The sequence below is a fragment of the Cognatishimia sp. 1_MG-2023 genome (assembly GCF_030548175.1).
Classification (GTDB): domain Bacteria; phylum Pseudomonadota; class Alphaproteobacteria; order Rhodobacterales; family Rhodobacteraceae; genus Cognatishimia.
The window spans coordinates 171,788-186,592 of record NZ_JAUORX010000005.1 but is presented as its reverse complement, the minus strand read 5'-3'; the positions used below and the strand labels follow the sequence as shown (position 1 = coordinate 186,592).

The window sequence follows — 14,805 nt, the reverse complement described above, 5'->3', positions numbered from 1 at the left end:
CTTAGCGCAGCGCTTTGGCCAGGCGCGGCAGGCGCGCCTTTTTCAACAGCGGGCGCATTTCCCAAGTTTCACCTGAAAGACGCGATGCCTCGGCACGCACAGCTTCGGCGACGCCTGTTACCAGATCAGGTTGATCCACCCAGAATTGCCAGAGCAATTCATCCGGTGCGATGCGCTTTAGACCCTCTTCGGCCAAAGTGTTTTTAGGGAAATCTTTGGCGTTCAGCGTGACAATCGCATCGGCATGACCGTCGATCGCGGCAGCCAATACATGCACATCTGCGGCATCCGGCAAATACAACCGTGCCTCTAAAGAGGGACGCCAAACCACCTCGGCCTTGGGCCATGCGGCGCGTAGCAAGGCCACCTCTGCCCGCGCTTGCACCTCACCCGTTGGGCCAATCTTGCGAGCAGCCCGCGCCCATTCCTCAAGAATGCGCGCAGACCACAGGGGTTCAAACAATCCGGCTTTGGCGACACCCAACAGCATCTCTCGCATCACAGTTGGATAGATGACGCAGGTGTCGAGCAAGAGCTTCATAGGCGGAACGTCAGCGCCTTTAGGTAACCACTTTCAGCCAGTTGCGGCATCAAGGGGTGATCTGGCCCAGCAAACCCTGTGTGGATCAACTGACCACGACGCCCTGCCCGCCCAATGCCGCGTGCAGATGAGTTGCGGAACAATGTCAGCTCTGCCGCATGAGAACAGGAACAAAGCACCAGATAGCCGCCCTCGGCAACCAAAGGTGCCGCCAAACGTGCCACGCGTTCATAGGCGCGCAGACCTTTGTCCAGCGCTTGTTTGTTTGGTGCAAATGCTGGTGGGTCACAGACCACAACGTCAAACTTCTCGCCTTCTTCAGCCAAGGCTTCGAGCGTCATAAACGCGTCACCCTTTCGGGTTGCGAATTTTTCGCCAAAACCAGCCGCAGCAGCACCTTGTTCTGCCAAGGCCAATGCCGGAGCAGAGCCATCAACTGCCAACGCAGAGTCTGCGCCACCCGCCAAAGCTGCCAATGAAAAGCCGCCAACGTGTGAAAACACATCCAAAACACGTGCGCCTTTGGATAGGCGCGCGGTAAATTCATGGTTAGGACGTTGGTCAAAGAACAGGCCGGTTTTCTGACCACCGGTCAGATCCGCCATATAAGTTGCGCCGTTCATCAAAACAGGAACAGGTTCGGACGGTGCAGCACCCAAAAGAACGGAACTTTCTTCGTCTAGCCCTTCAAGCACACGCGCACGGCCACCGCCGTTTTTCAGAACATTGGTAACGCCAGTAACTTCTGCCAATGCGGCTGTCAGCGCAGGCAGCAATGCCTCGACCCAGGCGGCGTTAGGCTGAATAACACATGTATCGCCAAAGCGGTCAATGATCACACCCGGTAGCCCATCTGTTTCAGCATGCACCAAACGATAGAACGGCGCATCATAGAGGCGCGCGCGCATATCAAGCGCTTTGGTCAACCGGGTTGCAAACCACGCCTGATCAATCTGTGCATCAACGGAGCGGTCAAGCATCCGGCAGATGATCTTGCTGTTCGGGTTCACCGCAACCAGCCCCATGGGCCGCCGTTCGCTATCTTCTAGAATAGCCAAGGTGCCCGCAGCCAAAGCTTTGGTGCGGCGGTCGGTGACGAGCTCATTTTCATAGACCCAAGGAAAGCCGTGGCGGATCGCTCGGGCGTTGGCTTTGGGCATGAGGCGGACAATTGGTAAATCTGACATATCGCCCTCCTAATGCCATAACCGAGCCAAGGGAAGTCCGATTAACGGTTGCGACGTCGACCAGTACGTCTTTGCGGACCATCTGATGCCAGTTTGCTAACGCCCTCTAGCAGAACCATCGTCATCGGATGAGTTGGATGGGCCGTTTGGTATTGGTCCAAAAGGGCTTGGATCGAAGCAACGCCTGCCTCTCCCTCTTGCAAATCCATCGCCCAGTCAAAGAAAATAGACCGGCACTGCACTGTATCAATCCCTTCGATACGATAGGATTCTCGGATCAATCCGCGTGGATCATGTACTGATGTTTCAGTCATCTGAATGTCCTTTCACAGGGCGGGCCAGCGCGGTTTCAATCACCTGCGCCGCCTCTGCTGCTGTTTTAGCCAACAATGTCTCTAGGTCCGAAAATGTTTCGGCCCCCATCTCTCGTAACAAGAATTCCTGACCACCAACGCCAATCGTCGCGGGGTCAATTGTTTGCTCCCCCAACAGCCGCGATGCGACCTGCAGACCGTGATAACGTTGATACGCCGTGCGTAGCGCTTCTGTTTCCGACACCGCAAACCACCCAAGCGCCGCGCCGGCCTCTAACAGAGCATAGATGTCACGTTTTGACGTACCAGCCAGTAGACCCGCGGCCTGCGCTGTCAGTTCAATGTCTTGCATCCGCCCTGCGCCGATCTTTGCATCCCACACGCCATTGGGGGACTTTGCACTGGCAATCCGTTCCCGCATTTCGGCAACATCTTTCCGCGTCTTCCCTTCGTCAGAGTCGCGCGCCAGCAGGGATTGGCGAAATCGTTCTACCGCGTCCATCAAACCGGCGTCACCAGCCACAGGCCGCGCGCGCGTCAGGGCCAAATGCTCCCACGTCCAAGCACTGTTTTCTTGGTAATCCGTGAAAGACGCCAAAGATGTTGCCACAGGTCCTTTTGTGCCTGATGGACGCAATCGCATGTCTACCTCGTACAGCCGCCCTTCTGCCATCGGTGCAGTGACTGCTGTTACCATGGCTTGGGTCAGCCGCGAATAATATTGCCGCGCGCCCAATGGTCTACGCCCGTCAGACATCTCCACTCCGGCCGCGTCGTAGATCACAATCAGATCCAGATCAGACCCAGCATTCAACTGCCCTGCCCCAAGTGATCCCATAGCCAATACCATCGCGCCGCGTCCGGGCATTGGCCCGTGTTTTTCAGCAAAGACCTGTGCCACCTCTGGCCAAAGCGCGGACAGCACCGCCTCTGCCAATTCTGCGTATTGCACGCCAGCCTCTTCCGCCGAAATCACACCGCGTAGATGATGCACCCCTACTCGGAAATGCCATTCCTTTGTCCAACGACGTGTCAAATCCAGCTTACGTTCATAATCTGGTTCAGCCGCCAATTGGACCGTCAATTCAGCACGCAAGGCATCCACGGCTGGCCAATCAGCAAAGAACGCGCCACCGATAACCCCATCCAATACCGCCGAATTCCGCGACAAATACTTTGCCAAGGCGGGCGAGGTTCCGACAATATCAATCAGCAAATCTACCAATTGCGGGTTCGCATCAAACAATGAAAAAACCTGAACACCGGCTGGCAAACCTGCCAAAAACCCATCGAGCGCAACCAAGGCCTCGGACGGACGCGCCGTCTTGGCCAAACGCCCCAACAGCTCTGGCCGCAAGCGATCAAAAATCTCATTGGCACGAGACGACCGCAAGGCTGGATAGGTTTTCCACCGCTTTAGTATCTCGTTGTCAAATTCATATGTCTGTTCAATCGGCTGGACCGCATCGGGTGCAAAGAAATCCTCGGTCAGTGCGTGCACTTCGTTTAATCGTTCTGTAACATCCGCCCGAAGCTCAGCCAGATCGCGCCCCATCAAGCAAGCGATGCGCTGCATGCCTTCGTCTGACTTTGGAAAATCATGCGTCTGCGCGTCATTGATCATCTGAATGCGATGTTCCAACTCGCGATGCGCCCGGTAATGACCCGTTAGCTTTTCAGCAGCCTCTGTTGGCACCCACCCCTTTTCTGCCAATAGCGCCAAGGATGCTACGGTTTCACGCCCGCGCAATTCCCGATCACGCCCGCCAGCAATCAACTGACGCGTCTGGGTGAAAAATTCGATCTCGCGAATACCACCTCGGCCCAGCTTGATGTTATGGCCGGGCAACGACAGCTTACCACCCAACCCCTTATGCTCACGAATGCGCAGGCGCATATCATGGGCGTCTTGGATCGCGGCAAAGTCCAGATGCTTGCGCCAAACGAAGGGCCGCAGGGCTTTCAGGAAACGTTCCCCAGCCTGTACATCACCCGCCGCAGGCCGCGCTTTGATATAGGCTGCACGCTCCCACGTACGGCCAAGGCTTTCATAATACCGCTCCGCCGCCTCCATCGCGAGGCAAACAGGTGTCACAGATGGATCAGGTCGCAACCTCAGATCGGTTCTAAAAACATAACCGTCGCCCGTCAGGTCGTTCAACATGGACATCGCGCGGCGCGTTGCTCGCACCAAAGAAGATCGCGCATCATAGAAGTCCGCAGAGTCATAACGCGTTTCATCAAACAGGCAGATCAAATCAATATCGCTTGAATAATTCAGCTCATGCGCGCCCATTTTGCCCATGGCCAAACACACCATGCCGCCCGCATCCGAAATGTCATCTTCGGTCATTCCGGGCAGCTTACCGCGCGCGATTTCCTTACCAACCATGGCCTTCACGGCCAGATCGGTCGCCAAATCGGCAAAATCGGTTAACGCACCAGTCACCGTTTCAAGCGGCCAAACTCCGGCAACATCCGCCAAGGCCGTTAACAACGCCACGCGTCGTTTCCCTTGCCGTAATGCTGCAGGCAATTGATCAACCGGCTCTGCACGCAGCTCTTTGAACAGCGTAACAATCGCCTCTTCCGGCGCATCCAACGCCGGTGGCAACCAGTCTTTTTCTTTCTCAATCAGCTGTTTAAGATAAAAGCTGCTACCGCCCGCCCCTAAAACCAGTTTCCCAAGATCACCGGACAAGCTAGGCACAGCATCAAGGGCGTCTTGCCCTCGATCAGGATCAAAGGGGCGCGGCAATCGGGTGATACGTTGGGTAAATGTCATGGCCTGACCATGCAGGTTGGCGCATAGCGGGTCAATATATGCACTTCCAGATCAACCTGAATTCGACGCATGAACATCATGCAAATGAATGCATTATCACGAATTGGTAGAACATTGATTTAATGAGGAGAATGGTGGGTCGTGAGAGGCTCGAACTCCCGACATCTTCGGTGTAAACGAAGCGCTCTACCAACTGAGCTAACGACCCGGTTTGGCTGTATTACTCTGGCTCATTAGGGACTGCAAGAGACCGCAGCAGAAAATTCGACTGAAAATCAATTTTTTTGACGCCTCCCCGCAACATACATGGAACAAAACAGCGCTATCACTGCAAAAAAAATTTGACAAACCCCTCGCTAAATCCAATGAAACCTCACCAAATCAACGAAATTCATCGGGGGACATCATGAAAACAACATTTGCAGCATTGGCGCTTATGGCGGTCAGCGTAACGTCTGTTCAGGCAGGCGGCATGTCAGATCCAGTTATCGAAGCACCAATCATCACAGCATCAGCGGAATCAAGCACTCTGTCCAGCAGCGCTGTCATGGGCATTCTGGTTGCTTCTATCCTTTGGGCCGCTTTGGATTGATCGTCTTAGGCATTTCCCACAAAAAAGGCGCCTTGAATTAATCAAAGCGCCTTTTTCTATTCTAGGTCCGTCACTTAATGCGCGACAGCACCCGCTGACTTATCCGTCTTTAGCGCGGCGGCAGCTGCAGCTTCTTCAGCGGCCTCATCCCATTCAACCGGCTCAGGCTTTGAGATCAAAGCGCGTTCCAGAACTTCGGATACGTGGGTCACAGGAATAATTTCCAAACCCTCTTTCACGTTATTCGGAATTTCCGCGAGGTCTTTTTCATTTTCCTCAGGGATGAATACAATTTTGATTCCACCGCGTAGCGCCGCCAGCAGCTTCTCTTTCAGACCACCAATCGGCATTGCATTACCACGAAGCGATACTTCGCCCGTCATCGCGATGTCTTTACGGATCGGAATACCTGTCAGCACAGACACAATGGACGTAACCATCGCCAAACCAGCAGATGGACCATCCTTTGGCGTCGCACCATCAGGAACGTGTACGTGAATGTCCCACTTTTCGAACATCGGTGGTTTCACACCAATTTCCGGAGCGATCGACCGTACATAAGAGGCCGCCGCATCAATGGATTCTTTCATCACATCGCCCAGCTTACCTGTCGTTTTCATCCGCCCTTTGCCGGGCAGCTTCAACGCTTCGATGTGCAGCAAATCGCCACCAACGCTGGTATAAGCCAAACCGGTCACAACACCGACCTGATCTTTGCTTTCCGCCAGACCATACCGGTATTTCTTAACGCCCAAGAACTCATCAAGATTGTCCGCCGAAACCGTCACTGATTCCGCTTCGTTTTTCACAATCTTAGTAATCGCTTTACGCGCCACTTTGCCGATCTCACGCTCAAGGTTCCGCACGCCCGCTTCGCGGGTATAAGTACGGATCATTTCCTCAACCGCATCTGGCTCCAGCGTGAATTCCTTGGCTTTCAAACCGTGGTTCTTCACCTGTTTCGGCACAAGGTGACGATGGGCAATCTCGGCCTTTTCGTCCTCTGTGTAGCCAGCCAGTGGAATGATCTCCATCCGGTCCAATAGTGGTCCCGGCATGTTGTAGCTGTTGGATGTGGTCAAGAACATCACATCAGACAGATCATATTCCACCTCAAGGTAGTGATCGACAAAGGTGTTGTTCTGTTCCGGATCAAGCACCTCCAGCATCGCTGATGCCGGGTCACCACGGAAGTCCTGCCCCATCTTGTCGATTTCATCGAGCAAAATCAGCGGGTTCGTGGTTTTCGCTTTTTTCAGCGCCTGAATGATCTTACCCGGCATAGAACCGATGTATGTCCGGCGGTGACCACGAATTTCTGACTCGTCACGCACGCCACCCAGAGAAATCCGAATGAACTCACGCCCAGTCGCCTTGGCAACAGATTTGCCCAGCGATGTCTTACCAACACCCGGAGGGCCAACAAGACACAGGATCGGTCCCTTCAGCTTGGCAGACCGTTTCTGAACCGCCAAATACTCAACAATACGCTCTTTGACCTTATCCAGACCAAAGTGATCTTCGTCCAGCACAGCCTGCGCTTTGTTCAGGTCTTTTTTAACGCGTGATTTGTTGCCCCATGGAATGGACAGCATCCAATCCAAATAGTTGCGCACAACTGTGGCTTCTGCAGACATAGGCGACATGTTCTTAAGCTTTTTCAGCTCGGCATCAGCCTTTTCTTTGGCTTCTTTGGACAGTTTGGTCGCGGCAATGCGATCTTCCAGCTCTTGGATTTCACCAGAACCGTCTTCGCCATCTCCCAATTCCTTCTGAATGGCCTTCATCTGCTCATTCAGGTAATACTCGCGCTGGGTCTTCTCCATCTGCGATTTCACGCGGGTTTTGATCTTTTTCTCAACCTGCAACACAGACATTTCGCCCTGCATCAGGCCATAGACCTTTTCCAGACGTTCAGACACAGACAGCGTTTCCAAAAGCTCTTGCTTTTGGTCCACTTCAACACCCAGATGCCCGGCAACCAAATCCGCAAGACGTGCGGGTTCTTCGGTTTCAGAAACTGCGCTCAGCGCTTCATCAGGGATGTTTTTCTTAACCTTGGCGTAACGCTCAAACTCATCACCAACGGTGCGCAACAACGCCTCGATTGTGGTCGCGTCGCCCGGAATTTCGCTTAGGTATTCGGCAGTTGCCTCAAAGAAATTGTCATTCTCAAGGAAATCATTGATCTGCACCCGCGCCTGACCTTCGACCAGAACCTTAACGGTGCCATCAGGCAGCTTCAGCAGCTGCAAAACATTCGCCAGCACGCCAGTGCAGTAAATGCTTTCCGCCTCTGGATCGTCCTCTGCTGGGTCGATCTGGCTGGCAAGTAGGATTTGTTTATCGTCCTGCATCACCTCTTCGAGGGCGCGAACAGATTTTTCCCGGCCCACAAACAGCGGCACAATCATATGTGGAAACACCACAATGTCGCGCAGCGGCAATACAGGGTAGGATGAATTGAGTGGCTCTTGCATACTCGGTCCTTATTCTCTGGCAAGACAAGCTGGCCCCGCTATGCGGCAACGCTTGCTGTCTCCTCTTTCGAGTTTTCTATCTGGTACGGCTCGGCAAGGGTTTCAACCCAAGCGCCTCTTGGTTGGGAACCAGAATGCCCGCAGACGCCGAGGGACACAAGGCGAGAATTCGGACAATTCACCCGGTTTTAATGATTGATTGTGGGTTTAGGCGAATTTCAGCACGAAGCCCTCAAAGCGGCTCAATATCGCCCTGCGCACGCCCCTCGTGGAAATCCTTTTCCCACGCTTCAAATGTACCCGCCGCAATCGCGTTACGCATGCCGTCCATAATATCTTGGAAATACTGCAGGTTATGCCATGTCAGTAACATGCCAGAAATCATCTCGTTAGAACGGAACACATGGTGCAAATAGGCGCGCGAATAATTTGAACACGCCGGGCAAGTACATGCCGCATCCAATTGACGCGGATCATCCGCGTGGCGCGCATTTTTGATATTCACCACACCTTTGCGTGTAAACGCCTGCCCTGTCCGACCAGAGCGTGACGGTAATACACAGTCCATCATGTCGATGCCGCGCTTAACTGCGCCCACAATATCATCCGGCTTGCCAACGCCCATAAGGTAGCGCGGCTTATCCACGGGTAACATGTCCGGTGCATAATCAAGGCAATCAAACATTGCCTCTTGGCCCTCGCCGACGGCCAGACCGCCGACAGCATAGCCATCAAATCCGATCTCACGCAGCGCATTCGCGCTTTCTTCGCGAAAGTCTTTTTCCAGGCCACCCTGCACAATGCCGAACAACGCGTGTCCCGGACGATCGCCAAAGGCCTCTTTGGATCGTTCAGCCCACCGCATCGACAGGCGCATCGATTCCGCGATCCTGTCACGATCCGCAGGCAAGGCTGGGCATTCGTCAAAACACATCACGATGTCAGAGCCCAATAGCTTTTGGATTTCCATCGACCGTTCTGGCGTCAGCTCATGCTTTGACCCATCAATGTGGGATTTAAACGTCACGCCTTTTTCGGTCAGCTTGCGCAACCCGGCCAATGACATCACCTGAAACCCGCCGCTATCCGTCAGAATAGGACGCTCCCAATTCATGAACTTATGCAAGCCACCCAAGCGATCAATCCGCTCTGCCGTGGGGCGCAGCATCAAATGATAGGTATTCCCCAACAGAATATCCGCGCCGGTCGAACGCACGCTTTCAGGCATCATCGCCTTAACAGTAGCCGCCGTGCCCACAGGCATAAACGCCGGCGTGCGAATTTCGCCCCGCGGCGTATTGATCACCCCGGTACGCGCTTTGCCATCGGTTGCGTTTAATTCAAATGAAATACGGCTTGTCATCGGGAACCCTTTTTAACTTTGCGCTTTCCTTACGCTGCCTTATCAAACTTGTAAAACAGCTCGTAATGAACCACCTAAGAGCCATAACATTTTCAACGAGGATCACATGCCCGAAGATTTCATATTTGACCTAATTTCCCAAAACATCGTGCTGCTTTTGGCAGCTGTCTTTGTCATTGTCGTTATTTTCAAAGGCATTCGCATTGTGCCGCAATCCGAAAAACATGTGGTCGAACGCTTTGGTCGTTTGAAAGCCGTGCTTGGGCCAGGCATCAACTTTGTTGTGCCGTTTCTGGATGTTGTCCGCCACCAAATTTCGATCCTCGAACGCCAACTGCCCACTGCCAGCCAAGACGCGATCACCAAAGACAACGTATTGGTACAAGTGGATACCTCTGTCTTCTATCGCATCACCGAACCTGAAAAGACGGTTTATCGTATTCGCGATGTAGATGGCGCGATCTCAACCACAGTCGCTGGTATCGTGCGTGCTGAAATCGGTAAGATGGACCTAGACGAGGTCCAATCCAACCGCGCGGCCCTGATCGCAACTATCAAGAACCTCGTCGAAGACGCGGTAGACAACTGGGGCATCGAAGTCACCCGAGCCGAAATCCTTGACGTGAACCTAGACCAAGCCACCCGCGATGCGATGCTGCAACAGCTCAACGCCGAACGCGCCCGCCGCGCCCAAGTGACAGAGGCCGAAGGCGCCAAACGCTCTGTCGAGTTGCACGCAGACGCAGAACTCTATGAGGCCGAGCAAAAAGCCAAAGCCCGCCGCATCAGCGCTGATGCCGAAGCTTATGCGACCCAAGTGGTCGCTTTGGCCATCAAGGAAAACGGCATCGAAGCTGCGCAATACCAAGTGGCCCTGAAACAGGTCGAGGCGTTGAATGCACTGGGCAATGGTGAAGGCAAGCAAACCATCGTCCTGCCAGCCGCTGCGCTCGAGGCCTTTGGCGATGCCTTCAAATTGTTGAAAGGCGGCTCATAATGGCGGATTTGATCACAACATGGTGGCTCTGGCTGGCCGCCGCCCTGATCCTCGGCATCCTGGAAATGGTCCTGCCGGGGTTCATATTTCTCGGCTTCGCCATTGGCGCGGCATTGGTTGGCCTTGCCATGCTGGGCCCACTGACTCTGCTCAGCCCATCAGCGATCTTCTTGATCTTCGCGATCTTATCGCTGGCCTCATGGCTTGTCCTACGCCGCATCTTTTCGCTGCCCAAAGGCCAAGTAAAAACCTTTGATCACGACATCAACGACTAGCTATAAACGAAATCAGCGCAGCACATTAGGTGTGCTGCGCTGACCAAAACATGTTAGAATAACAATGGGTTGTTAGAACTGTTTTCTAAACCCAAACATTATCCCCGTTTCACTATGACCTGCGATATTGCCCCGATTTTCTGCGTGGGCAAGGGTAATCCCCATTGTCCCGTTTCGTGACACAGGGCGGTCATAGGACACACTCAACCGTACTTCGCGCTGGTCTGGTACCAAGCTAATTGGAACGCTGCGCTGCATGATGCCGCCATCCGCCGAGAAGACAGGCAGAGAGATTGACGTTGACCCAGTGGTCACAGCCGCCGGCAAAGACAGCGAGATATTGAAGTTGTCGTCCCGCACCAATGCGTTCCGGCGTGCAATCGACAATGAGGCCGCGCTCATCAACACATTCGCAGATTGGCCCAATTCTGAGTTTTCACGACCAGATGCGATGCCCGCTTCAAACGTGATCGCGGACAATGGCGAGATATCCGCTGACAGGGCCATACCCGCCGAGAAAATAGACGTATCCGTGCCCCCATTCCAATCAGACAGCAATCCGGCGGTATCGTTGCCAAATGCTGCACTCACTTCTAAGGCTGCACCGTCAAAAGAATAAACACGGCTTAGCCCAACGCCAAACGTCTCTGAATCCGCGGCACCGTCTTGATACAGGGCAAGGCTATAGCTTGCGTCAGACACCTCAAAGTTCATGTCGCGCCCGCTGCCAAAGAACGCAGCACCACTCCGATTGATCCCCGGAGCATCCTCAAAATTAAAGATGTCGCGCTTTGAAAAGAGCGGTGCAACGGAACGCTGTCCAACCAATGACGCAGCTCTAACTGCAAACGGCGCTGACAAGGCATCGCGGCTGACCACTTGAACGTCGTTCAACGCTCTGGAAACCGCATCTCCACTTGCCCCACCTGAAACGATCATTGGATCATCCATCGTAAGAACGGCGCCACTCCCTGTTGTGACGATGGGCTGTCCAATAGGTAACAACGCGGCAGCAACGTCCAAAAACCCGTGCCCCCATTCAGTGCTGTAATCGTGGTTAAATCCATCCACCAACTCGACAGACCCAGCCGAAACAAATCCCGAGAAACTATTGTCCGCAGACGCCAGAAGCCGAATGCGCAGCTCTTGATGGGTCATCGTTGGAAAAGCTTCCGCCAGCAACGCGAGTGCGCCTGCCACTGTAGGTGACGAAAAGGACGTCCCCGTGTCAAACGCATAACTACTATTGGTGTCGGATGTCGCGCCGGTCCAGCTACCATCCGCGGCAATACACCAGGCGGCAGCCTCTAGGCAGGCACCCGATATGCGCTGGGCAGAAACAATATCGTCATTTTCCATGACAGGTACACCGTTTACAACGGCAAGCCAGCTTTCCTCGATACCAGACACAAGAAGAGGAAGCCCAGCGAACAATCCGATGTTGGTTATGCTCATGTCATTGTCGACAGCAAAGATAACAATCCCATCTGCTTGGGCATAGTCACGGAGCGCGTTTAGATAGGTATTCCCACTCGTGGTACCGAAATACGCGTTATAATTTGTCGTATTGGCGTCAAAGCCATTAATGCCCCAGGAATTGTTCAATGCGACGGCACCAGCAACGCGCGCCGCATTCGCTGTCGCAGTGAGCTGCGCGTTTGTATTGAAACTGCCTAGGATCAGGTCAGCACCCGGAGCAACCCCAATCATGTCGGCGGAGTTCCCGGCAGCAATGGATGCAACGGACGTCCCATGATCATCTAAAAAGATGCCAGAGCCCGTTGTCACAGACTTGCCTGCAAAAGCCTCGTGGCTGGTGCGGAACCCAGAATCTGAAATCGCGATCACTTCGCCTGCACCGGTTAATCCGGCCGCATGTGCGTAATGCACCCCCGCATGCTGCAAAGGGCTCGCGTTATCCAAAGACACATCATTTCGATCAAAACGCCCATTGCCGTTTTCATCAATATAGAACCCATCCGGGGCCTCTTGCAGCAGGTAACGATCATCTTGGGTGATCAGCCGATTTGCCGCCCCGCGAACCGTATCCAAACTATCCAGAAAGGAGGCCAGCAGCGTTTCACTCGACGTAAACGGCAAGTTTATGGTGCCTGAGCCGCTAGAGGCCCAAAAATCAGGTTCTTCGCCCCCGCACGCAGCCAAAATTGCAGGAAGCAGGATTAAAACGGGTAATTTATGCGTCTTACGGGTCACGCGTTTCTTTCTGATACATGCGTTTGTTGCCCCAAGTAATGGCATCAGTCTGTCGTGGAATTCCAGAACAACCCTACATGGAATCGAATTTAACTGTTCCCGTGTGACCATTCTTCTTCACTTAACTGCATGCCCTCTGTCGCGAACAAGAGCTTGAAAGCCTTTCCAAATTCACCCTGCCCTCGCCTTCGAACAGCCAGCTTCAGCAAAGCTTTCACCCTTTCAGCAATGCCGCCTCCCTCTGGACGTTACGACGAACATTCCCTATATCAACGCTCAGGAATAAGCAGGATAGCAAATGACTCAGGAATCCACGCCAATCGAGGGCACGCCACTCATCGCCCCCTCCAGCATTGATCACCCCCTGCACGAAGCTGCAGTCGAGGCCTGCCGGAGCGTGTTTGACCCCGAAATTCCCGTCAACATCTTTGATCTTGGCCTGATCTACACGATCACCATCAATGACGATGCCGAAGTCAGCGTTATCATGACCCTTACCGCACCGGGCTGTCCTGTTGCTGGTGAAATGCCGGGCTGGGTTCAAGAAGCAATCTCAGGCGTACCGGGTGTTAAAACCGTCGAAGTCGAACTTGTATGGGAGCCACCCTGGGGCATGGAAATGATGTCCGACGAGGCACGCCTAGAACTGGGCTTCATGTAAGCGTTAAGGTTCTGACATCTAACTGAAACAGAACCATCAAATCACTGTCGCAGATATGTGAAAACCTCCGTGCATCTTTACACACGGAGACGAAACATGTTTCGCAATTTTATCATTAGCGCTTTGGCGTTTGTTCCGGCGGCTGCTATGGCCGCCGAAGTCGAATTGGGCCCACGTCCCTATTACCTGATCGACCAAATGGCCGACGGCACGCTCAAAAGCAAATTGCAGTCTTGCCAAAACATGGAATTCAAACAATCTGAATTCTCTATCGGCCACCGTGGCGCGCCGATGATGTTCCCTGAACATACCGTAGAATCCAACGTAGCTGCGGCGCGTATGGGCGCTGGCATTTTGGAATGTGACGTTACATTCACTAAAGACAAAAAACTGGTATGCCGCCACGCGCAGAATGACCTGCACACAACAACCAACATTCTGGCAACTGATCTGGCCGCAAACTGCACCGCCGGATTTACTGCTGCAAACGGCGACAACAAAGCCTCCGCAGAATGCCGCACATCAGACATCACACTTGCAGAGTTCAAATCTCTGAACGCCAAGATGGATGCAGCAAACGCAAAAGCGACGTCTGTTGCAGAATACTTGGACGGCACCGCGGGCTGGCGCACAGACCTTTACGCGACCAATGGAACAGTCATGACTCATGCGGAATCCATCGCATTGTTCAAAGACCTTGGCGCCAAATTCACACCAGAGCTTAAATCCCCATCTGTTGAGATGCCCTTTGATGGCTTTACCCAAGAAGACTACGCTCAAGCTTTGATCAACGAATACAAAGCCGCAGGCATCCCAGCCTCTGACGTTTTCGCACAATCCTTCAACTTGGATGACGTGCTGTATTGGATCAAAGCAGAGCCTGAGTTCGGCAAACAAGCTGTCTTCCTAGACGACAGCTATAATGACGAAAGTTTTGACCATAACGACCCATCCACATTCCGCCGTTCTATGGCTGATCTAAAAGCAATGGGTGTTAACTACATCGCACCACCAATGTGGATGTTGGTGACAACAGAGAACGACAAGATTGTCCCATCTGCCTATGCCACCGAAGCCAAAGCTGCAGGCCTAAACCTGATCACATGGACGCTAGAACGCTCTGGCCCATTGGCAAATGGCGGCGGTTGGTATTTCCAGTCGGTCAAAGACACCACCAACAACGACTCCATGTATTTCGAACTACTCGATGTGCTTGCACAGGACGTGGGCATCAAAGGTATGTTCTCTGACTGGCCAGCGACGGTCACCTATTATGCAAACTGCATGGGCACCCCGAACTCTTAACGCTTCTAATCTAAATACTGTTTACAACGGCCCCAATTCTATTTGGGGCCGTTTTCGTTGCTCCTTCGCAACTATTTTTGGGTGCATAACC

At 53.3% G+C, this 14,805-nt stretch carries 12 protein-coding genes and 1 tRNA gene; 5 read left to right on the top strand and 8 right to left on the bottom strand.

All coding sequences use genetic code 11. The features are described 5' to 3' along the window. Window position 1: 1 nt before the first annotated feature. The 5 genes from Q4544_RS10645 to Q4544_RS10625 all read right to left on the bottom strand — a co-directional run bounded on the left by Q4544_RS10645 (window position 2) and on the right by Q4544_RS10625 (window position 5,035). Window positions 2-541: an RSP_2648 family PIN domain-containing protein gene (locus tag Q4544_RS10645; RefSeq protein ID WP_303506091.1), complete on the bottom strand. Its 540-nt coding sequence runs from the start codon at window positions 539-541 to the stop codon at window positions 2-4. Then, window positions 538-1,728, bottom strand: a complete 1,191-nt coding sequence (locus Q4544_RS10640) for an RSP_2647 family RNA methyltransferase (protein WP_303506089.1) — start codon at window positions 1,726-1,728, stop codon at window positions 538-540. The genes Q4544_RS10645 and Q4544_RS10640 overlap by 4 nt, the downstream gene beginning before the upstream one ends. A 41-nt stretch (window positions 1,729-1,769) precedes the next feature. After that, a complete protein-coding gene (locus tag Q4544_RS10635) occupies window positions 1,770-2,042 on the bottom strand; it encodes a hypothetical protein (RefSeq protein WP_303506087.1) in 273 nt (90 codons plus the stop codon). Further along, the gene (locus Q4544_RS10630; RefSeq protein WP_303506083.1) at window positions 2,035-4,827 is read right to left on the bottom strand and encodes a glutamine-synthetase adenylyltransferase; all 2,793 of its coding nucleotides are present in this window, start codon (window positions 4,825-4,827) and stop codon (window positions 2,035-2,037) included. Before Q4544_RS10630 ends, Q4544_RS10635 begins: the two co-directional genes overlap by 8 nt. A 132-nt stretch (window positions 4,828-4,959) precedes the next feature. Beyond that, window positions 4,960-5,035 (bottom strand) — tRNA-Val (locus tag Q4544_RS10625). Between the two features lie 198 nt (window positions 5,036-5,233). Here Q4544_RS10625 and Q4544_RS10620 point away from each other — a divergent pair. Next, window positions 5,234-5,419, top strand: coding sequence for a hypothetical protein (locus tag Q4544_RS10620; protein ID WP_303506081.1), 186 nt, complete (start codon window positions 5,234-5,236; stop codon window positions 5,417-5,419). Window positions 5,420-5,493: 74 nt separating this feature from the next. On the opposite strand, the gene lon is transcribed toward Q4544_RS10620, so the two are convergent. After that, window positions 5,494-7,899, bottom strand: a complete 2,406-nt coding sequence (gene lon, locus Q4544_RS10615; protein ID WP_303506079.1) for an endopeptidase La — start codon at window positions 7,897-7,899, stop codon at window positions 5,494-5,496. Window positions 7,900-8,131: 232 nt separating this feature from the next. Continuing rightward, complete coding sequence (tgt, locus tag Q4544_RS10610) at window positions 8,132-9,262, bottom strand: tRNA guanosine(34) transglycosylase Tgt (RefSeq protein WP_303506077.1); 1,131 nt, start codon at window positions 9,260-9,262, stop codon at window positions 8,132-8,134. Window positions 9,263-9,368: 106 nt separating this feature from the next. Here tgt and Q4544_RS10605 point away from each other — a divergent pair, with 106 nt between their 5' ends. Continuing rightward, window positions 9,369-10,259 carry an SPFH domain-containing protein gene (locus Q4544_RS10605; protein WP_303506075.1) on the top strand — a complete coding sequence of 297 codons (891 nt, stop codon included), beginning with the start codon at window positions 9,369-9,371 and terminating at the stop codon, window positions 10,257-10,259. After that, the gene (locus Q4544_RS10600) at window positions 10,259-10,534 is read left to right on the top strand and encodes an NfeD family protein (protein WP_303506073.1); all 276 of its coding nucleotides are present in this window, start codon (window positions 10,259-10,261) and stop codon (window positions 10,532-10,534) included. Before Q4544_RS10605 ends, Q4544_RS10600 begins: the two co-directional genes overlap by 1 nt. A 72-nt stretch (window positions 10,535-10,606) precedes the next feature. On the opposite strand, the gene Q4544_RS10595 is transcribed toward Q4544_RS10600, so the two are convergent. After that, the gene (locus tag Q4544_RS10595) at window positions 10,607-12,748 is read right to left on the bottom strand and encodes a S8 family peptidase (RefSeq protein ID WP_303506071.1); all 2,142 of its coding nucleotides are present in this window, start codon (window positions 12,746-12,748) and stop codon (window positions 10,607-10,609) included. 298 nt (window positions 12,749-13,046) lie between these two features. On the opposite strand from Q4544_RS10595, the gene Q4544_RS10590 reads away from it, so the two are divergent. Both Q4544_RS10590 and Q4544_RS10585 read left to right on the top strand, forming a co-directional pair. Continuing rightward, window positions 13,047-13,409, top strand: a complete 363-nt coding sequence (locus Q4544_RS10590) for an SUF system Fe-S cluster assembly protein (RefSeq protein WP_303506069.1) — start codon at window positions 13,047-13,049, stop codon at window positions 13,407-13,409. A gap of 96 nt (window positions 13,410-13,505) precedes the next feature. Continuing rightward, window positions 13,506-14,714: a glycerophosphodiester phosphodiesterase family protein gene (locus Q4544_RS10585; RefSeq protein ID WP_407063039.1), complete on the top strand. Its 1,209-nt coding sequence runs from the start codon at window positions 13,506-13,508 to the stop codon at window positions 14,712-14,714. Window positions 14,715-14,805 lie beyond the last annotated feature (91 nt).

Bases quoted from the DNA above. Each gene is read 5' to 3' on its own strand.
- Q4544_RS10645 (WP_303506091.1), bottom strand. From the start codon at position 541: ATGAAGCTCTTGCTCGACACCTGCGTCATCTATCCAACTGTGATGCGA.
- Q4544_RS10640 (WP_303506089.1), bottom strand. From the start codon at position 1,728: ATGTCAGATTTACCAATTGTCCGCCTCATGCCCAAAGCCAACGCCCGA.
- Q4544_RS10635 (WP_303506087.1), bottom strand. From the start codon at position 2,042: ATGACTGAAACATCAGTACATGATCCACGCGGATTGATCCGAGAATCC.
- Q4544_RS10630 (WP_303506083.1), bottom strand. From the start codon at position 4,827: ATGACATTTACCCAACGTATCACCCGATTGCCGCGCCCCTTTGATCCT.
- Q4544_RS10620 (WP_303506081.1), top strand. From the start codon at position 5,234: ATGAAAACAACATTTGCAGCATTGGCGCTTATGGCGGTCAGCGTAACG.
- lon (WP_303506079.1), bottom strand. From the start codon at position 7,899: ATGCAAGAGCCACTCAATTCATCCTACCCTGTATTGCCGCTGCGCGAC.
- tgt (WP_303506077.1), bottom strand. From the start codon at position 9,262: ATGACAAGCCGTATTTCATTTGAATTAAACGCAACCGATGGCAAAGCG.
- Q4544_RS10605 (WP_303506075.1), top strand. From the start codon at position 9,369: ATGCCCGAAGATTTCATATTTGACCTAATTTCCCAAAACATCGTGCTG.
- Q4544_RS10600 (WP_303506073.1), top strand. From the start codon at position 10,259: ATGGCGGATTTGATCACAACATGGTGGCTCTGGCTGGCCGCCGCCCTG.
- Q4544_RS10590 (WP_303506069.1), top strand. From the start codon at position 13,047: ATGACTCAGGAATCCACGCCAATCGAGGGCACGCCACTCATCGCCCCC.
- Q4544_RS10585 (WP_407063039.1), top strand. From the start codon at position 13,506: ATGTTTCGCAATTTTATCATTAGCGCTTTGGCGTTTGTTCCGGCGGCT.